At 71.9% G+C, this 18,907-nt stretch carries 16 protein-coding genes; 2 read left to right on the forward strand and 14 right to left on the reverse strand.

The window, feature by feature from the left end; translation table 11 throughout:
* The first annotated feature begins 105 nt into the window (after window positions 1–105).
* Window positions 106–993 carry an LLM class flavin-dependent oxidoreductase gene (locus ABTZ03_RS37855; protein ID WP_350517742.1) on the forward strand — a complete coding sequence of 296 codons (888 nt, stop codon included), beginning with the start codon at window positions 106–108 and terminating at the stop codon, window positions 991–993.
* 38 nt (window positions 994–1,031) lie between these two features.
* On the opposite strand, the gene ABTZ03_RS37860 is transcribed toward ABTZ03_RS37855, so the two are convergent.
* Window positions 1,032–1,253 carry a hypothetical protein gene (locus ABTZ03_RS37860; protein ID WP_350517743.1) on the reverse strand — a complete coding sequence of 74 codons (222 nt, stop codon included), beginning with the start codon at window positions 1,251–1,253 and terminating at the stop codon, window positions 1,032–1,034.
* Window positions 1,254–1,407: 154 nt separating this feature from the next.
* On the opposite strand from ABTZ03_RS37860, the gene ABTZ03_RS37865 reads away from it, so the two are divergent.
* Window positions 1,408–2,256 carry an HAD family hydrolase gene (locus tag ABTZ03_RS37865; protein WP_502894726.1) on the forward strand — a complete coding sequence of 283 codons (849 nt, stop codon included), beginning with the start codon at window positions 1,408–1,410 and terminating at the stop codon, window positions 2,254–2,256.
* 48 nt (window positions 2,257–2,304) lie between these two features.
* Here the strand turns inward: ABTZ03_RS37865 and ABTZ03_RS37870 are convergent, their stop codons facing one another.
* The 13 genes from ABTZ03_RS37870 to ABTZ03_RS37930 form a co-directional block, all read right to left on the reverse strand.
* The gene (locus tag ABTZ03_RS37870; protein WP_350517776.1) at window positions 2,305–3,081 is read right to left on the reverse strand and encodes a phosphate ABC transporter ATP-binding protein; all 777 of its coding nucleotides are present in this window, start codon (window positions 3,079–3,081) and stop codon (window positions 2,305–2,307) included.
* A gap of 125 nt (window positions 3,082–3,206) precedes the next feature.
* Window positions 3,207–4,133 carry a sortase gene (locus ABTZ03_RS37875; protein WP_350517745.1) on the reverse strand — a complete coding sequence of 309 codons (927 nt, stop codon included), beginning with the start codon at window positions 4,131–4,133 and terminating at the stop codon, window positions 3,207–3,209.
* Complete coding sequence (locus tag ABTZ03_RS37880; protein WP_350517746.1) at window positions 4,130–5,947, reverse strand: substrate-binding domain-containing protein; 1,818 nt, start codon at window positions 5,945–5,947, stop codon at window positions 4,130–4,132. The genes ABTZ03_RS37875 and ABTZ03_RS37880 overlap by 4 nt, the downstream gene beginning before the upstream one ends.
* Window positions 5,948–5,985: 38 nt before the next feature.
* On the reverse strand, window positions 5,986–7,317 hold the full coding sequence (pstA, locus tag ABTZ03_RS37885) for a phosphate ABC transporter permease PstA (RefSeq protein WP_350517747.1): 1,332 nt from the start codon (window positions 7,315–7,317) through the stop codon (window positions 5,986–5,988).
* Window positions 7,318–7,360: 43 nt separating this feature from the next.
* Window positions 7,361–8,392, reverse strand: a complete 1,032-nt coding sequence (gene pstC, locus ABTZ03_RS37890; protein WP_350517748.1) for a phosphate ABC transporter permease subunit PstC — start codon at window positions 8,390–8,392, stop codon at window positions 7,361–7,363.
* 407 nt (window positions 8,393–8,799) lie between these two features.
* Window positions 8,800–11,352 carry a hypothetical protein gene (locus tag ABTZ03_RS37895; protein ID WP_350517749.1) on the reverse strand — a complete coding sequence of 851 codons (2,553 nt, stop codon included), beginning with the start codon at window positions 11,350–11,352 and terminating at the stop codon, window positions 8,800–8,802.
* Window positions 11,353–11,635: 283 nt separating this feature from the next.
* A complete protein-coding gene (locus tag ABTZ03_RS37900) occupies window positions 11,636–12,226 on the reverse strand; it encodes a hypothetical protein (protein WP_350517750.1) in 591 nt (196 codons plus the stop codon).
* A 92-nt stretch (window positions 12,227–12,318) separates the two neighbouring features.
* Complete coding sequence (locus ABTZ03_RS37905; protein WP_350517751.1) at window positions 12,319–13,362, reverse strand: PstS family phosphate ABC transporter substrate-binding protein; 1,044 nt, start codon at window positions 13,360–13,362, stop codon at window positions 12,319–12,321.
* Between the two features lie 36 nt (window positions 13,363–13,398).
* The gene (locus ABTZ03_RS37910; RefSeq protein ID WP_350517752.1) at window positions 13,399–14,433 is read right to left on the reverse strand and encodes a substrate-binding domain-containing protein; all 1,035 of its coding nucleotides are present in this window, start codon (window positions 14,431–14,433) and stop codon (window positions 13,399–13,401) included.
* 84 nt (window positions 14,434–14,517) lie between these two features.
* Window positions 14,518–15,561, reverse strand: a complete 1,044-nt coding sequence (locus ABTZ03_RS37915) for a PstS family phosphate ABC transporter substrate-binding protein (RefSeq protein WP_350517753.1) — start codon at window positions 15,559–15,561, stop codon at window positions 14,518–14,520.
* 333 nt (window positions 15,562–15,894) lie between these two features.
* The gene (locus ABTZ03_RS37920) at window positions 15,895–16,299 is read right to left on the reverse strand and encodes a hypothetical protein (protein ID WP_350517754.1); all 405 of its coding nucleotides are present in this window, start codon (window positions 16,297–16,299) and stop codon (window positions 15,895–15,897) included.
* The gene (locus ABTZ03_RS37925; RefSeq protein ID WP_350517755.1) at window positions 16,289–16,870 is read right to left on the reverse strand and encodes a DUF1508 domain-containing protein; all 582 of its coding nucleotides are present in this window, start codon (window positions 16,868–16,870) and stop codon (window positions 16,289–16,291) included. Before ABTZ03_RS37925 ends, ABTZ03_RS37920 begins: the two co-directional genes overlap by 11 nt.
* Window positions 16,871–16,976: 106 nt before the next feature.
* Window positions 16,977–18,785, reverse strand: coding sequence for a GAF domain-containing sensor histidine kinase (locus tag ABTZ03_RS37930; protein ID WP_350517756.1), 1,809 nt, complete (start codon window positions 18,783–18,785; stop codon window positions 16,977–16,979).
* Window positions 18,786–18,907: the final 122 nt, after the last annotated feature.

The following is an 18,907-nucleotide window of genomic DNA, read 5'->3' on the forward strand; positions in this document are numbered from 1 at the left end:
GGCCTCGTACTGGACGTACTTGGGCGATTCGGGCGTGCGTCCAGGCGGGATGCCCGGCGTCGCGCGCCCGGCAAGATCGGCCGGACAGGGCCTAGGGTCGACGGCATGCGACTGAGCACCGTGATCCTCCCCATCCACCGGTGGAGCGAGGGACAGAAGATCTGGCGGCGGGCCGAGGACCTCGGTTTCCACGCCGCGTACACCTACGACCATCTGAGCTGGCGGTCGTTCCGCGAGGAGCCGTGGTTCGGGTCGGTGCCGACCCTGACGGCGGCGGCCTGCGCGACCGAGCGGCTGCGGCTGGGCACGCTGGTCACCTCGCCGAACTTCCGGCATCCGGTGACGCTGGCGAAGGAGCTGATCAGCCTGGACGACGTGTCCGGCGGGCGGATCACGCTGGGGATCGGGGCCGGCGGGACGGGCTACGACGCGACGGCGATGGGGCAGCAGGCGTGGTCGCCGAAGGAGCGGGCGGACCGCTTCGGGGAGTTCCTGCCGCTGCTGGACGAGCTGCTGACCAACGACGCCACCACCCGTGAGGGCACCTACTACTCGGCGGTCGAGGCCCGGAACATCCCCGGGTGCGTGCAGACCCCGCGGGTGCCGTTCTACGTCGCCGCGGCCGGTCCGCGCGGGATGCGGCTGGCGGCCGAGTACGGGCAGGGCTGGGTGACCTACGGCGACCCGAAGGGGCCGGCGGAGGTACCGGTGGAGCAGGCGCCCGGGGTGATCGCCGCGCAGATCGCGAAGCTGACCGCCGCCTGCGAGGCCAAGGGCCGGGACGTGGCGACGCTGGAGAAGATGCTGCTCCAGGGCTCGACCGCGGAGAAGCCGCTGGAGTCGCTGGACGCCTTCGTGGACTGGGCCGGGACGTACCGGGAGCTGGGGATCACCGAGCTGGTGATCCACTGGCCGGTGCCGGACTCGATCTACGCCAACGACCTCGCGGTGTTCGAGCGGATCGCGACCGAGGGCCTGGCGCAGCTCGGCTGAGCACGGTCGGACGTCGGCCGGGGGTCAGGGGTGCGGGGTCAGGGGTGCGGGCGGGTGCGCTGGGCCGGGAGGCTCGGGGCCGGGTCCGGGGTGCGGCGGGCGAGCTCGGCGAGGGTGTGGAAGAGGACCTCGCCGAGCAGGACCGGCTCGCGGGAGGCGGTCCGCGGGCCCGGGGCGTCCCGGGCGTCCTGGACGTCCTGGGCGGGGTCCGGAGGAGGGAGGGTCGGGTGCGGCTCGTCACGGAGTTGGCGAGTGGGCATGGCTCTTCCTGCCGACGGGGTGGCCGACCGGAGTCCTGCCCGCCGGGCCGCACCGACACCCCGGAGCGGGGCGAATCGGCCGGAAACGGCGGACGAAGGGCCGGAACCCGTCCCTACGGTCATCGCCGCCCGCGGCGGTGACCGGGCGGGCGCGATGGGCGAAGATGGACCGGTGACCGAACCCCGCACCGCTCCCCGTCTCATCGCCACCGACCTGGACGGCACCCTGCTGTGCTCCGGCGGCACCGTCAGCGATCGCACCGCCGCGGCCCTGGCGGCGGCCGAGGCGGCCGGGGTGCAGGTGGTGTTCGTGACCGGGCGGCCGCCGCGCTGGATGCAGCAGCTGAGCCCGCACATCGGCGGTCACGGGGTGGCGATCTGCTCCAACGGCGGCGCGATCGTGGACGTGCACCGCGGCGGCGAGCTGATCGAGTACTTCCCGATGGCGACGGAGACCGCGCTGGCCGTGGTCGAGACGCTGCGGGCCAAGCTGCCCGGCAGCGCGTTCGCCTTCGAGTACGCGGACGGCTGGGCCCGGGAGCCCGAGTACGCGGTGCCGATGTGGGGCGACGACGAGGTCCGCGCGATCGGCCCGGCGGAGGAGCTGCTCGGGCCCGACGGCCCGGTGCGGGGCCTGTTCAAGCTGCTGGCCAAGCACCCGGAGCTGGGCCCGGACGCCTTCCTCGCCGAGGCCCGGACCGCCGCCGGGCACCTGGCCGAGATCACCCGCTCCTCGCCGATCTCGCTGCTGGAGATCAGCGCGCCCGGCGTCACCAAGGCCAGCACGCTGGCCCGTTGGTGCGCCGAGCACGGGATCGACCGGTCCGAGGTGGTGGCCTTCGGCGACATGCCGAACGACCTGGAGATGCTGGCCTGGGCCGGAACCGCGTACGCCGTCGCCAACGCGCACCCCGAGGTGCTGGCGGCGGTGCCGCTGCACACGGTGAGCAACGAGGACGACGGCGTCGCGACGGTGCTGGAGGACCTGCTCCGGCTGCTCTAGGCCTCCGGCCGGTCCAGGACTCCGGCTGCTCCGGAACTCCGACTGCGCTTAGCCGAAGCGGCCGTTGACGTAGTCGGAGGTCCGCTGGTCGCGCGGGCTGCCGAAGACCTGCTCGGTCGGCCCGGCCTCGACGATCCGGCCCGGGGTGTCGTGGGTGGCCAGGAAGAACGCGCAGGTCTGCGAGACGCGCTGGGCCTGCTGCATGTTGTGGGTGACGATCACGATGGTGAGCCGCCCGCGCAGTTCGGCGATGGTCTCCTCGACCCGGCGGGTGGAGGTCGGGTCGAGCGCGGAGCACGGCTCGTCCATCAGCAGGATGTCCGGCGAGACGGCCAACGACCGTGCGATGCACAGGCGTTGCTGCTGCCCGCCGGAGAGTGCGCCGCCCGGGGTGTGCAGCCGGGTGGACACCTCGTCCCAGAGTCCGGCCCGGCGCAGGCTGGTCTCCACCAGGTCCCGGCGCTCGTCCTTGGAGACCTTGATCCCGGCCAGCTTGAGCCCGCTGGAGACGTTGTCCTGGATGGACATCGCCGGGAACGGGTTGGGCCGCTGGAACACCATGCCGATCCGGCGCCGCACCTCGGCGGGGCGCCGGCCGGGCCGGTAGACGTCGTCCCCGTCCAGCAGCACCTCGCCGGCCAGCGCGGCGCCGCGCACCATCTCGTGCATCCGGTTGAGGATCCGCAGGTAGGTGGACTTGCCGCAGCCGGACGGGCCGATCAGCGCGGTGACCTCCCCGGCCGGCATCGCCAGCGAGACCCGCTCCAGCACCTTGCGGCTGCCGAACCAGGCGGAGACGTCCCGGGTCTCCAGCCCGGGCAGCACCCCGTCCCGGGGGTCGGCCGCCGGGGGGACCGGCGGGAGGGTGAGGGTGTCGGCGGCCGGGTCGACCGCCGCGGAGTGCGGCTGCTGGGTGGTGTCGGTCATCGGTACGGTCCTCCGGGCGCGCGTCAGTAGAGGTTGGGCAGCAGGGCGGCGGCGTTCTCGTAGACCGCCCAGAGCAGCGCGCCGACCACCGGCGCGGAGCTCAGGTAGGCGGTCGAGCGCCGCCAGTACCGGGCCAGCAGCAGGGCCCCGGCCACCGCGCCCAGCAGGCCGAGCGACCACAGCTGCAGCGTGGCCAGCGCGCCCTTGTCCGCGGCCAGCGCCTTGTCGTACGGGACGGTGGCCGGGCGGCCGCCGGGGTTCTGCTGCGGGTCGCCCTCCAGTCGGGCGCCGATCATCACGGTGGAGCCGGGGATCCAGTCGGAGTCGCCGGTGACCAGGACCAGCCGGTTGCGGGCCGGGTCGGTGATCGGGTGGTCGCCGTCGCCGTACACGTTGACCACGTAGGTGGCCTTGCCCTGACCGGTGGTGGTCTCGATCCGGTCGCCGACCCGCAGCTTGGACAGCTCGGCGAACGGCGCACCGAAGGTGGCGCCCCGGCCGAACAGCACGGCCACCCCGCTCTGGCCGGGCAGCGCGGTGTCCCGGCGGTGGCCGGGGCCGCGCATCAGGTCCCGGCCGGTGGTGCCCTCGACCACCACGGCCTGGTGCAGCCCGATCGCCGGGATGTCCACCAGCGCCACCGGGTCGCCGTCGGCGGCCGAGCCGGTCGGGGCGACCGCCCGGGCGAGCTGGTCCTGGAAGGTCTTGTACGCCGTCGACTGGTAGTGCCGCTCCTGGATGTCCGAGAGCGTGAACAGGAAGCCGACGAAGCCGAGCACCAGCGCGGCCGCCAGGCTGACCGCCCAGGCGCCCTGGAGGAAGCGGCGCCGGGCCGGGCTGACCGCCGGGGCGGCCTTCGGCCCGGCGGCCGCGGGCGACTCCGCCCGGGCCGGGGCCTGCGGCTGGGCCGGGGCCTGGGCGAGCGACTTCTCCAGGACGGGAGCCGTCACGAGGCACCGCCCGAGCCCTTGCGCCGGCGCAGCAGCCGGCGGCCGAGCAGCGGCGGGACGAGCACCACGGCGAGCAGTTCCAGGGCGGTGAGGGAGGTCAGCATCCAGTCCTCCGGCTTGCCGCTCACGTCGACCACGTTGGCGGCGACGTCGGTGGAGCCGCCGCGGCCGCGCGCGACCACCTGGCCGGTCTGCGGGTCGACGGTGTCGGCGGAGCCGTCCCCGCCGTTCGGGTCGCCGGCCGCGGCGCCACCGGGCGCGTTGGGGTCGCCGGCCGCCGCGGCGCCACCGGCACCGCCGGCGTCGCCGTTGCCGCCCGAGCCACCGGAGCCGTTGCCGCCCGTGCCGCCTGACCCGCCCGAACCGCCGGCGCCGCCGCCACCGCCGCCGCCCGAGCCACCGGACCCGCCGGAACCGCTCGAACCACCGGACCCGCCCGAACCGGTCTTCACCGGCTGGCCGTTCTGCACGGTGCAGTCCAGCGGGGCGCCCTGCTTGTCACAGGGGCTCGGCTGCGGCGCGTTCTTGAGGACGGTCAGCTCGGTGCCCGTGAAGGTCGGGTTGTTGCAGTTGGCCAGGGTGTCGGGGTCGACCGGACTGGCGTTGCCGGGGATCGACTTGGTCTGCAGCAGCCCGCCGCGGACCAGGTTGCGCGGGATCGGCGAGTAGCCGAGGCCGTCCGCCTCGCCCTGGCCCTCGCAGAGCACGTAGGCGAGGAAGCGGCTGAGCGCGCTGCCCTTGTCGTTGTTGAAGCGGCCCGGCGGGGGCAGCGCGGCGCCGGCCCGCGGCACGATCACGTAGCTGTAGCTGGAGATCGGGTACGAGCGCGGGTCGTCCATGGTGTAGACGCCGTCGAGGTTCTGCTGCAGGTAGTTCGGGTCGCTGGACGGGGTGTTGTCGTCCACGCCGCGGATCTTGGCGGCGGTGAGCGCGATGGCCACGTTGGAGGCGGTCGGCAGCGAGTAGTAGCCGGCCGGGTTGAGCACCTTCACGACCGGCCAGTTGCTGCGCTTGGCGAAGGCGTACTCGTCGTAGCCGATGGTGCCGAGCCCGGAGGGCGCCTTGATGTAGCCGGCGACGACGTCGGAGCCGTTCTGGGCGACCATCCGGCCGGCCGGCGGGAAGAACTCGGTGTAGTCACCGCAGGTGGTGCCGTTGACCGAGGAGCAGTAGGCGTCCCACTGGTCCTTGTGGGTGTGCTCCATCCAGCGGGTGAACTGGGCGGTGGCGCCGGAGCCGTCCGAGCGGACCACCGGGGTGATCGGCAGGCTGGGCAGCTGCTTGCCGTAGTCGGCGGTGACCTTCGGGTCGTTCCAGTTGGTGATCTTGTTGGTGAAGATGTCCACGATGGTCTGCGGGGACAGCCGCAGGTCGCGGACCTGCTTGCCGCCGACCACCAGGTTGTACATGAAGGTCGTGCCGCCGGCGGTGATCGGGATGTAGGAGAAGCCGTAGGTGGGCTTCTCCGCGCCGCCGGTGCCGCTCTGCTGGCCCGAGGAGTTGACGCCGGAGTCCTGGGTGGTGCGGAACGGCACGTCGGTGGCGGTGAAGTCGTCCTGCCCGAGGGTCCAGGAGTTGCGGCCGGCCGCCGAGCCGATCGGGTTGAAGCTGATCTGGATGCCCTGCGGCCCGACGTCCTGGCGCCACTGGTCGATGGCCGGACCGGCCCAGCTGGAACCGTCGGCGCTCAGCGCGACGGTCGCCGCGAACGCCCGCGATCCCGGCCCCAGCATCGGGGCCGCCGCGAGCAGGAACAGCGACATCAGCAGGGCGAACCCGCGGGCCACGGGGCGGCTTGCGGCCTCCCACGACATGAGAACTCCTCTGGGACGGAGGGTGGTCGGTTGGGTCATCAGCTGTTCCCGGGGAGTGGGACGGTGGGGTGCGCGGAGAGCGGGACGGTGGGGTGCGCGGGGGTCGACGACGTCCGCGCCACGGCCGGCTGGACGGTGCCGGACGGCCGGGCGGCCCGGGCGTCGGCCTCGGCCCGGCGGGCCTCACGGTCGATCCGGCGCTTCTGGCCGCGGGTCAGCTCGCCGGGCTTGCGGCCGCCGATCACCCGGGCGGTGACGAACAGGATCAGCACCACGACCATCAGGGTCAGCCCGGCCGCGAAGGCGCGGGCGATCATGTCGGGGTAGGGCTGCTTGACGTAGTTCCAGATGTAGAGCGGCAGCGACACCTGGTGCTCGTGGAACGGGTCGGCGTTGAACTGCGAGGTGAAGCCCGAGGTCAGCAGCACCGGGGAGGTCTCGCCGACGCCGCGCGCCATGCCGAGCACCACCGCGGTCATCAGTCCGGGCCGGGCGGTCGGCAGCACCACGTTCCACACCGTCCGCCACTGGCTGCCGCCGAGCGCGTACGAGGCCTCCCGCAGCGTGCCCGGCACCAGCCGGATCACCACCTCGGCGGCCCGGGTGACGATCGGCATCATCATCACGGTCAGCGCCAGTGACGCCGCGAAGCCGCTCTTGTCGAAGCCGAAGGTGATGATGAAGATCCCGAGGATGAACAGACCGGCCACGATGGACGGCAGCGCGGTCATCGCCTCGACCAGGGTCCGCACCGGCCGGGCCATCCGACCGCCGACCTCGGACATGAAGACGGCCGCCGCGATGCCCAGCGGCACCGCGAACAGCGTTGCCATGCCCAGCTGTTCGAGCGAACCGACGATCGCGTTGAGCGCCCCGCCGGAGGTGATCGGGTTGAGCGGCCCGGTGCGCTCCATCGACTCGGTGAAGAAGTTGAGGTGCTGGGCGGCGTCCCAGCCGCGATCCGCCACGTAGTAGACCTGGTCGCCGATCAGCGCGACCACCAGCAGCCCGGAGCTCCAGGCCAGCACCGACACCAGCCGGTCGCGCACCATGAGCTTGCCCCACTGGAGCTGGCCGAGGGTGAAGTAGCCGGCCAGGAAGAGCACGTACCAGCAGACCAGGAAGCCGAACACGCCGCTGAACGGCAGCACCCGCTCGTACAGCATCCAGTTCAGCGCCAGCGAGCCGACCGCCGCGCCGACCACCGTGAACACGTCCTCGGGGGTGACCCCGCCGAGCCGCACCCTGGTCTCGGGGCGCGGCGACGCGGCTCCGGCGGGCGCGGCGGTGGTGGCGCCGGCGGTGGCACCGGCGGTGGCACCGGCGGTCGATGCGGGCGCGGCGACCGGCGGGCGGTCGAGCGTGGTCATCGGGTCGTCCCTTCCACGGAATGGGTCATGTCGGTGCGCCGCCTCAGTCCGCGGTGGAGGCCCCGGAGCGGGACCGGTTGATCACGAAGCCGGCCGCCACGTTGACCAGCAGGGTCAGCGCGAACAGCACCAGACCGGCCGCCATCAGGGCGGAGAGCGAGAGCGCGTCCGACTCGCCGAAGCGCAGCGCGATGAGCGCCGAGATCGAGTTGGCGCCGTTCTCCAGGACGTGGGTGATGGTCTTGAAGCTCGGCGAGATGATCAGCGCGACCGCGATGGTCTCGCCCATCGCGCGGCCGAAGCCCAGCATCACCGCGCCGATCACACCGCCCTTGCCGAACGGCAGCACCACCGTGCGCACCATCCCCCAACGGGTCGAACCCAGCGCGTACGCGCCCTCCCGCTCGCCCTGCGGGGCCTGGGAGAAGACCTCCCGGCTGAGCGAGGTGACGATCGGGATGATCATCAGCGACACCACCACGCCCGCGATGAAGGTCGAGGAGGTGTAGGAGGTGCCGATGTCCCCGGTGCGCACCTTCAGGAAGGGGATCGTGTCACCGAGGTGGTTGGTCAGCCAGCGGGCGAAGCCGATGATGCGGGGCTGGAGGAAGAACAGCCCCCACAGGCCGTAGATGATGCTGGGGATCGCGGCCATCAGGTCGACCAGGGAGACCAGCCACGAGCGCAGCCGGACCGGCGCGAACTCGGAGATGAAGATCGCGGTGAACAGCGCGACCGGGACGGCGATCACCAGCGCGATGACGGCGATCAGCAGACCGTCCGGCAGCACGGCGCCGATGCCGAAGTTGTGCGCGGCGGTCTGCCACTTCTGCTCGGTCAGGAAGGACCAGCCGACCGACCGGAGCGCGTCGGTGCCCCGCAGGATCAGGAAGAAGGCGATCAGCCCCATGATCCCGAACACCGAGAGCCCCGCGAGACGCAGCGCCCCCCGGAACACCCGGTCGCCGGGGGTCGCGGGGGCGGTGATGGTGCGCGGGACGTCCCGGTCGGGCCCGTGGTCGGGTCGGCCCGGCGCCCCGGCGGACGGTGCCGCGGGGTCGGCGGCGGATGTCATGGGTCTGCTCTCCGTGCTCGGCGGCGGGGGACGGACGGATCCGGTGCGTATCCATTCGGCCAGTCGGAGGTGGCCGGATCGGGTCGCCCATGTGTACGAGGGCCCAACGCGACGACTCTGTAGCGGAGTTGGGAACTCCGGAAGGACGGTGATCGCCTGCAAATGACATGTTCGCGGTGCAATTGACCATCAACTAGCCTTCCACGCACGGGATTTGGCGGCGATCGACCGTGTCCGGACCGCTGGCCGGTTTCGATCCGGAGATCAACGCGCGTGGATCTCGGTGCACTTGGCGGAGACGCGAAAGCACTCGGCGGAAACGAAAAAGACTCGGCGGGGCCGGAACGGCGGCCCCGCCGAGTCGTCATGCGGTCGGTCGGTACGTGGAGCTGTCCTACCTCAGCCCGTCACGGGCGGCGCCGGATCCTGGCCCAGCCCCGCTTCGTCTCCGCGAACAGCCGCTCCCCGGCCGGCGTACCGCCGAGGACCAGCGCCGCGGGACCACCGACCAGCAGCACCAGACCGCCGATCAGCGCGATCGGCAGCAGCAGCCGGGCCCCACCGGAACGGTCGGCCGCCGGAGTCCCGGCGGCCACCGGAGCGGCCGCCAGCGACTTGCCGGGCGCGCTCGGCGTGGCACCGGGCTTGGCACCCGCGGCGGTGGCCGCCGCACCGCCGGCCGCACCGCCCGCGGCGGTCCCGGCCGCCTCGGCGCCACCGGACCCGGTGCCGGAGCCACCGGTCGAGGCACCGCCGGTGCCACCGGCCGCCCCGCCCTCGCCGACCTGGGTCACCGAGGCGGCACCCTGGCCGCCACCACCCGTACCGGAGGCCGGGGTCGAGCCGTCACCGCCGGTCGCCGGCGGGTTCGGCGGCGCGGCCTGGTTGCCGGGCAGCTTGGCGTCCTGCGCCTCCAGGTGGCCGATGGCGTCCGCCGCCTGGGTCCGCTGGGCGGCGGTCAGCGCCAGGAAGCCCGGCGCCAGGTGGCCCGGCTCGTGGCCGTAGACCTGGCCGGTGGTGGTCACCGCGCGCATGAACCGGCTCATCGCGGCCACCTTGTCGGCCGCGACGTCCTTGGTCGGGAGCATCGCGTAGTCGACGGTGGTCAGCGGGTAGGCCTTCTGGTCGTGCGAGAACGCCGAGTCGGACACCCCGTAGGGCAGCGACTGCATCCCGGTGGCCGGGTCGACGGTCATGTCGGCGACGGCCGCCTGCAGGCCGGGGCCGTCCGGCGCCACGGCGCCACCCGCCGGGTTCACCAGCTGGGCCTCGGGCAGCGAATAGGCCTTCGCCTGACCGGAGTCCATGACGGCGAACAGCGTCCGCCGGCCCATGGCCATCGACGGACACAGATCGTGGGTACCGTCCGCCAGCTTGTCGGTGTTGACGCAGTTCGGCTTGTTCCACAGGACCTTGCGCACCACGTCACCCAGCCCGGTGGAGACGGGGTTCCACTCGTACGACTTCCACCGGTCGCTCGGATCGGTCGTCGCCCCGGCGTATCCGGAGGAGTCCTGTCGGATGAAGGAGTCGACCGGGTAGCCGGAGAACGCCGGGCGCAGGTAGAAACTGTCCACGTGCATGCCCCACGGATCGGGCTCACCGTCGAGGAACCGCACCGCATCCGGGTCGGAGGCGATCCAGGACGTCAGCTGGTAGGTCATGTCCGCCGCGCCGCCGAACAGCGTCGGACTGAGGTTGCTGTAGAGGCACCCCGTCGGCCAGGACATCCCGCTCCCGGCGGGCACCGGGTTGAGAGCCTTGAACTCAGGGTCGTCGAAGAAGCAGTACGGATTGCCCTTCACCGACGGGACGTCGCCCGGCGAGTTGTACGACTGCGTGAGCAGCTTGGCCATCAGTCGCGCGTTGAGCTTCATGCTCCTGATCTGCAGGTGCGTGTTCGGATCGTCCACGACGAAGACCACGGAGATCCCGGTACTCGCCACCGGTGCGTACACGTAGGGCCGTGGTGGCGGCGACTGGGTGTCCGGCCGGGCCGCCAGCGCCATGTCCTTGCCACCGGCCAGGAAGTCCGTGCGCGACGGGCCGTCGCCGTTGGCGAAGCCGTAGGACAGGGACATCGGGCTGTCGCCCTGACAGAGGCCGGTCTGCCACTGGTCCATCGCCCGCTTCAGCGGTTCGAGACCGGCGGCCGAGAAGGAGGAGTGCTGCACCGGGCAGGCGCCCGCCGTCGGCGCGAAGGACAGCGGGATGACGGTGCGACGGTCCCAGGAGCACTGTTCGCCAGTCTTGAACCTCGTCCACTTGTTGAGGTTGCCCTCCAGCGCCTGGTCGCCCGCCAGGTTCAGGGCCTGGTCGAGGGAGTGGTCTGCGCAGTTGGTCAGGCCCTTCCTCGTGGTGTCCGTGAACCCGAGGGAATCGCCACCGTAGTTGGGTTCGACCACCAGCGAACACGGGTTCTTGTCGTCACAGGCCAGCGTGGGACTCTGGTCCGCCGTGAAGAGCTCGATGTCCGCGTAACCGGAGCCGTCCGCGCCGGTGACGGACATGACCATGTTGGACGGGAAGTCAGGGGCCGTCGAAAATCCGACCGGCAGCTTCTGCTGGAAGCCGGCGGCGGGATCAGGCGCGTTGTACAGGGTGCTGTCGTAGCAGTCCGTGATCTTCGGGTCCGCGCCCCGGCACTGGTACACCCGGACCTGGTAGTACGGCTGGTTCGCCCTCCTCACCGGGCCGTTCGCCCAGGGGATGCCGATACCGTCAGTCGTTGGAGTGAAACCCTTCCAGCTGACGTGGACCACCTGGTTGACCAGGTTCTTGGTCTGCGCCACCGTGACGCTTCCGTTGGGCCCGGACGTCTTGTCCTTCGGGTTCCAGACCGGCGGCCCCTGCTTGGTGACGGAGGAGTCCTCGGCCACCGCCTGCGGCACGGCGCCCAGTCCGATCGGCACCACGCCGACCGCCACCACCACCCCCCACACCAACGCGATCGCCGGCATCCGACGACGCCACCACCCCGGATGTCTCCGGTCGGGCAGGCGGACTCTCATGGCGGGCACCTCCGTGCGATTGCGCGCCGCCGAGAAGCGCGGCGCAGGGGGATCAGACTGCGAGCGGCCGGCGATTCCGGTACACAACCATTCGGCCAGCCGCAGGTGGCCGAATCCGGTCGCCCGCATGTACGAGGGCCCAACGCGGCAACTCCGTAGCGGAGTTGGCGCTTCCACACGGACAGGCCCGCACCTCGCGGCGCGGGCCTGCGGTTCAACCGGCTTGCAGAGATCAGCCGTTGAAGGTGAAGGAGAAGGAGCCGACCGCCTGGCCACCGGTGAAGAAGGTGGTGTTCAGCTGGGCGTCCAGGAACTGGGCGCCGGTGGCGTCCAGCGCGAGACCGCTGGAGGTCAGGGTCTGGGTGGTGCCCGTCCGCGAGTTGCGCACGGTACCGACCGGCTTCAGCAGCGAGACCGGCGCGGTGCCGCCGACCGGCACGCCGGTGACGCGCCAGCGGTCGGCGCTGAAGGCGAGCTGCTTGAACAGCACGCTCTTGCCGGTCTGGACGTCGACGAAGAGCAGGCTGCCGTCGAGCGTCGCGTTGCCGTAGAAGCCGCTCAGGTTGATGCTGCCGCCGGTCACCGGCAGGGTGGTCGCGAGACCGGTGGTGCTGTCGTAGGCCACGCTGGCGTTCGGCAGCGGGACGATGAACACGCCGTTGTTGGCCGCGCTCGCCAGGAAGGCGTTGTTCTCGGTCACCACGGCGCTGCCGGTCGGAGCAGCAGCGGGAGCGGTGTCGGCCGCGGCCACGCCGCTGAAACCGGTCGCGGCGAGAACGACCGCGACGCCGCCGGCGAGGAACCGGGCGGTGGTACGGGACATGCGAGTCTCCTTGGGAGAGGAAGGTTTCGCTTCGAGGTGGAACACCGGTCCGAGGACCGGTCGACGGGGACGGCCGGAGCCGTCCCCGAGGCTCAGGTGAGGGTCGCGTAGCCGCAGGCGAGGAGGGGCTGGAAGCCGTAGCTCGTCAGGTCGGCGGCGGCGACCGGGTCGTTGCAGATCCAGCCGGACGGGCCGAAGACGTCCTGGATCGTGGTGCCGTGGGCGTCGGTCGCGTTCCAGTCCGCATCGCGGAAGACGTTGTAGATGGCACGGCCGAACGGGGAGTTGGAGAAGACCGCGTCGAGATGGTTGTCGGTGACCGGGGACAGGGTCGTCCCGTTCATCACGATGCTGCGCAGGGTCAGGGCGCCCGGTGTCTGGGTCGCGGTGGCGTGACCGCCGACCGTCTGGCCGAGGTATTCGCCGACCGAGTACGGGAAGACCACGTTCGGGTCCTGGAGGGCCGGGTCGGTGCCCTCGTTCTCCTCCGGGCCCGTGGTGACGCACGCGGTGTTGACGGCCAGACCGCCGAACGCGGTGAGGAAGGAGGCGCGGGTGCCGGAGTCGGCCTGCGGCAGGTACGGCCTGATGGTGGCGTTCGGCAGGCTGGGATCGATCTGCTGCCAGTTGGTGATGTTGCAGGTGTAGATCCCGCTCAGCTGCCGCTGGGTCAACTGCGCAGGCGCGTTGCCGTCCTTGGCGGCGGACCAGGTCACCGCGTCCTTGGCCAGGACGACGAAGTCCAGCCCGTGCGGGTCGCTCACCTGCGGCCCCCTGTCGGAGCGGGTGTAGTCGATCGTCGTGGCCGTGCGGGTGTTCAGTGCCCGGATCCCGGCCGCAGCCCCGTCGGGCCGCACGATCGTGTCCGCACCGGTCTTGGGGGTGAGCGGCGACGGGCCGGTCGCATCCCAGCCGTAGAGCCGCGGCGAGGCCGTGTCGCCCTTGCCCGCCAGGTAGGCGTTGTAGTCGACGGAGAGCCGGCTCATCAGCCCCTGCGTCGTCTCCGCCCCCACGCCCACCAGGTCACGTGCCTGCGGCAGCACCGCGGGGTCGGCCGACGCGCTCCCCGCCGACAGCGAGGCCGTCAACACGGCCGCCGCACCCACCATGAGCCGTCTGAAGCCGTTCCCACGCATGCCCGATCCCTTCGAGAGGTCCAACCAGCGCCCGGCTCAGGTGAGGCTGGCGACACCGCAGGCCGGGGTGGAGAGGAAGCCGTAGCTCGCCAGGTCGACGGCGGCGACCGTGTCGTTGCAGATCCAACCGGTCGGGCCGAAGACGTTCTGCAGGGCCTGGGCGTGGGCGTCGGTTCCGCTCCACTCGGCGTCCCGGAAGACGTTGTAGACCAGGTGGCCGAACTGCGAGTTGGCGAAGTTGATGTCGATCTGGTTGTTGGTGACCGGGGTCAGCGTGGGGCCACCGACCACGACGTTGCGCAGGCTCAGGCTGCCGGGCGCGTCGGTGGTCGTGCTGTGGCCGCCGGCCGTCTGACCCAGGTAGCGCCCGACCGAGTAGGGGAAGACCACGTTCGGGTCCTGGAGAGCCGGGTCGGTGCCCTCGTTCTCCTCCGGACCGATGGTGACGCAGCCGCCCAGGGCCGGGTGGCCGATCGCGTTCCAGAAGAACGTTCCCGTGCCGGAACAGATTCGCGGCAGGTAGGGCTTGATCGGTGCGTTCCGCAGACTCTGGCTGATCTGCTGCCAGTTGGTGATGTTGCAGGTGTAGATCCCGAACAGCTGCCCCGGGGTCAACTGCGCCGGCGCGTTTCCGTTCGCCGGGGACGACCAGGTCACCGCGTCCTTGGCCAGGGCCACGAAGTCCAAGCCGTGCGGGTCGGTCGCCGCGGATGCGCGGTCCGACCGGGCGAAGTCGGTCGTCGTGACGCCGGTCGCGACCAGTGCAGTGATCCCCGCACTGGGGCCGTAGGGGCGGTAGATGGCATTCGCACCGGCCTTGGTCTGGATCGGCGACGGACCGGTCGCGTCCCAGCTGTACATCCGCGGCGATGTCGTGTCGGATCCCAGCGAGGCGTTGTAGTCGGCGGAGAACTGGCTCAGCAGTGCCTGCGTCGTCTGCGCCCCGACCCCCACGATGTCCTGCGCCTGCGGCACTGGCGTCGGGTCCGCCGACGCGCTTCCCGTGGTCAGAGGTGCCACCATCAGTGCGGCTGCCGTGGCGACCACGAGCGACTTGAACCCGATCCGCATGACCAGATTTCCCTTCAGGGTTCCGGCTGTTGGGCCGGCGGCCACGGGCAGGACGCCCGTGGCCGCCGGATGGTGCGGGGTGGATCAGGTGAGGGTGGCGGTACCGCAGGCCGGGGTGGAGAGGAAGCCGTAGCTCGCCAGGTCGGCGGCGGCGACCGGGTCGTTGCAGATCCAGCCGGTCGGGCCGAAGACGTTCTGGATCGCGGTGCCGTGGGCGTCGGTCGCGGTCCACTCGGCGTCACGGAAGACGTTGTAGACCACGCGGCCGAACTGCGAGTTGGCGAAGTTGGGGTCGATCTGGTTGCTGGTGATCGGGGTCAGCGTGGTGCCACCGACCACGACGTTGCGCAGGGTCAGGTTGCCGGGCGCGTCGGTGGTGGTGCCGTGGTTGCCCACGGTCTGGCCCAGGTAGTGGGCGACGGAGTACGGGAAGACCACGTTCGGGTCGTTCAGGCTCGGGTCGGTGCCCTCGTTCTCCTCCGGGCCGGTGGTGACGCAGTTGCCCAGGGTCGGGTTGCCGATCGCGGTGAGGAAGAAGGCGCGCGTGCCGGAGTCGGCCTGCGGCAGGACCGGCTTGATGGTGGCGTTCGGCAGGCTCGGGTCGATCTGGTTCCAGGTGGTGATGGTGGTGCAGCTGTAGATCGCGTTCAGCTGCGCCGGGGTGAGCTGCGCCGGCGCGTTGCCACCGGACTTGGCGGACCAGGTCACCGCGTCCTTGGCGAGCGCGACGAAGTCCAGGCCGTGGGCGTCGGACGCCGCCGGGCCGCGGGAGGAGCGGGCGAAGTCCACGGTCGCGCTGGTGTTGGCGACGAGGGCCTTGATGCCGGCGCCGGAGCCGTTCGGACGCGGGATCGAGGTGGCACCGGTCTTGGTGGTGATCGGCGAGGAGCCCGTGGCGTCGTAGCTGTACAGGTGCGGCGCGGTGGAGCCGGCACCCAGGGAGTTGTTGTAGTCGGTCGAGAACTGGTTCAGCACCGACTGGATGGTGTCGGAGCCGACACCCACCAGGTCCTGGGCGGCCGGGGTGACGCCGGCGGCCGGGTCGGCGACGGCGGTGCCGGAGACGACGGTGGCGAGGGAGGTCGCCAGCGCGGCGGCGACGAGCAGCTTGGCAGCGGTCTTACGCATGTTCCTCTTCCTCCGAGGGAGAGACGTGCAGCGCGTGAGCCCGTACTCCGGGGGGAGTTCGGGGCCGGTGGGCCGCGTCCGCTGCGGCCGCTCCGGCAGTGCAGATCCTGTCCGGCCGGGAGGTTCCGCCGGAAGGGTGGTCAGGTCCGGCTCGGGAATGTCGACTCATCGGTTCGACGAGGTTTAGGCACTGGTCAGCAGGGACGTGACAGGGGCGGAACAGGCGGTCCGAACCCGGTCGACGTTCTTCTCCAGGAGACGGCTCGGGGTGTTGCCGGAAACCTGCGCTTCACCGGGACAGCACGAACGGAGATCCGGTCGCGAGGGATCCGATCACAGCGGCCAGCGGCCGTCCCGGCCGGACCGCCGCAGCTCCTGCCCCACCCACTGCAGTCCGGACAGGAAGCCCTCGACGCCCGCCTGGCACTGGTCGCGCCGCAGGTAGCCGCGCGCACTGCGGGCGACCGGGACGGTGGAGGCAGCACCCGGCCGGGTGCTGCGCACCGGCAGGTACGCGGACCAGACCCACTGGCGCCCCTCGGCCTGCGCCGTGGAGCACCGCAGGGCGGCCCGTTCGATGATCAGTTCCCGTACCGCGTCGGAGAGTTCGTCCTCGCTCCGGTACGTCCGCACGCCGACGCCCAGCGGCCGCCCGTTGGCGGCGCGCAGCGCCCAGCCGACGCAGCGGTCGGCCGCGGGAACGATCAGCAGTCGCGGCCCGCGCCGCTCAGCGGCCATCGGGGCGTCTCAACGACACTGCTCTCCCGGGACGTTCACGGGGTGGCAGTTCACGGGGTGACATTTCACGGGACGACGCGTCGCGCCCGGGCGGCGCATCACGCCCCACCGGTACGTCACGCCCCACCGGCTCGCGCGGCGTCTGCTTGGCCAGCAGCACCACGAAGCGCCGGAACGCGTTCTGGCACGTCGCGTACCGTTCGTACGCGCGGCTGGATCGCACTTCGGGCAGGTTGCGTGATCCGGGGATGACCCAGATCCATCCGATCCCGTCGCGGACATGGGTGATCCGCGCGGTCAGTTCGGCGGCGCCGGCCCGCAGTCCGTCGAAGCCCCGCTCGGCTTCGCCGGGCGTCTCGAACAGCGCGGAGGTGATCGCCACCACCCGGCCGTTGGAAGCCTTCAGCTGCCAGCGGTAGCGCCCGTCCGGTGCGCGCTCGGTCCGGAACCCCCCTCGACTTGCCCCTGCTGCGGTGTGACCGCGGCCGGAAGCGTCCACTGCCCCCTCCGTCCAGTGGTGCAGAACAGCGTCGTCCCCCTCCGAGACGGGAGCCAAGCTATGTGTGTACACGGAACCGCCGAAAGCCCAGAACGTTCACAACTTTCGCCGTTGGGCGGGAAGTTCTCCCTTGTTCAGCTTTCACCTATCGGTGTAATAGGAGTGGTGCGGCGGGCCCTCAGAGCCGGGCCGTCCAGCGCACCATGGCGCCCTTCCGGTACGGCCCGCGCTCGTGCCAGGCGGCCCCGCCGAGCGCCTCCGCCCGCCGGGTGAGGTTGAGCAGTCCGCTACGCCGGCCGCCCTGCGGAATGCCGACGCCGTCGTCGGTGACGGTGAGCAGCACCCCGGGCCGTCCGGCGCGGTCCAGGGACTCCGGGTCGCCGCCGACCGGGCGGCCGTCGTCGCCGAGGTGGACGGTGGCGTCGATCTCCACGCCGACCCGGGAGGCCCGGGCGTGCCGGGCCGTGTTGGAGAGCATCTCCCGCAGCGCGGCGAGGAGTTGGCGGCCGGTGTTCTCGCCGACCAGGCTCTCCACCGGCCCGACGAAGCTCACCGAGGGCTTGAAGCCGAGCGCGGCGGCGGCCTGGCTGGCCTCGCGCAGCACCCGGGTGCGCAGGGTGTCGGGGGCGTCGCCGTGGTTGTCGTGCTGGAGGGCGTAGATGGTGGTGCGGACCTCCTGGATGGTGGCGTCCAGTTCGTCCACCGCGTTGCCGATGCCGACCTTCACCTCGGGGACGACGGACCGGCGGGCCGCGCTCTCCAGCATCATCCCGGTGGCGAACAGCCGTTGGATCACCAGGTCGTGGAGGTCGCGGGCGATCCGGTCGCGGTCCTGGAAGACGGCCAGCCGCTGCTGGTCGCGCTGGCCCTCGGCGAGCCGCAGGGCGAGGGCGGCCTGGGAGGCGAAGGTCTCGGCGAGCTGCTTCTCGGAGTCGGTGAACGGCAGCGCGCCGCGCGAGCGCCAGACGCAGAGCCCGCCCAGCACCCGGCCGGCCGCGACCATCGGGACGGCCATGGACGGGCCGAAGCTGCGGGCGAGCCGCAGCACCACGGTGGGGTCGCCGGACATGTCGTCCAGGTGGACGCTGTCCCCCTGCAGCAGCTCGGCGGCGAAGCTCTCCTTGGGCAGCAGCTCGCCGCGGACGAACTCGGCGGCCTCGCCGGAGGCGTGGGCGACCCGCATCTGGCAGTCCCCGTCCCCCACCGGGCCGGTGGGCAGCAGGATCATCCCGAGCGCCGCGCCCGCCAGCTCCCGGACCTGCTCGGCGGCGACGGTCAGCGCGCCCTCGGCCTGCTCGGTGGAGAGCAGGGCGGTGGTGACGGCGGCGGCGCCGGCGATCCAGCGTTCCCGGCGGCGGCCCTCCTCGTACAGCCGGGAGTTCTCGATCGCGACGCCGGCGGCCGCGGCGAGCGCGTGCACCACCTGCTCGTCCTCGGGGGTGAAGGCGCCGCCGCCCTTCTTCTCGGTGAGGTAGAGGTTGCCGAAGACCTCCTCGCGGACCCGGATCGGGACGCCGAGGAAGGTCTTCATGCACGGGTGGTGCGGCGGGAAGCCGCTGGAGCGCGAGTCGGCGCGCAGGTCGGTCAGCCGCAGTGGTTCGGGGCGGTCGATGAGGGCGCCCAGGATGCCGCGGCCGGCGGGCAGTTCGCCGATCTCGGCGGCGTTCCCGTCGTCGATGCCGACGTGGATGAAGTCGGCCAGGCCCTGCCCGCCGGGGGCGATCACACCGAGGGCGGCGTACCGGGCGTCGACGAGTTCGGCGGCGCCGGTGGCGATCCGGTGCAGGGTGGCGTGCAGGTCGAGCCCGGCCCCGATGGAGACCACCGCCTCCAGCAGCCGCTGCATCCGGTCGGTGACCGCGGCGGCGGACTGCAGGCGTTCCGCGACCTCGGTGACCAGGGTGTCCAGCCCGAGCGAGGCGATCTCGGGCACCCGGTGGGGTGTCGGCTCGGGGGCGGCCTCGGGGAGGTCTGGCGTGGGGTCCATGGAGAAAGCCTACGTTTGTACGGTTTTCAGCCGACGGAAAGACGCCGCCGTCGGAGCGGCTCCGGCAGTCGGCCGCGGCGACCGGCTCCAGCAACCGGACGCGGCAGGCGGCAGGCGGCAGG

It is taken from the genome of Kitasatospora sp. NPDC096077, from assembly GCF_040303245.1.
Lineage (GTDB): Bacteria > Actinomycetota > Actinomycetes > Streptomycetales > Streptomycetaceae > Kitasatospora.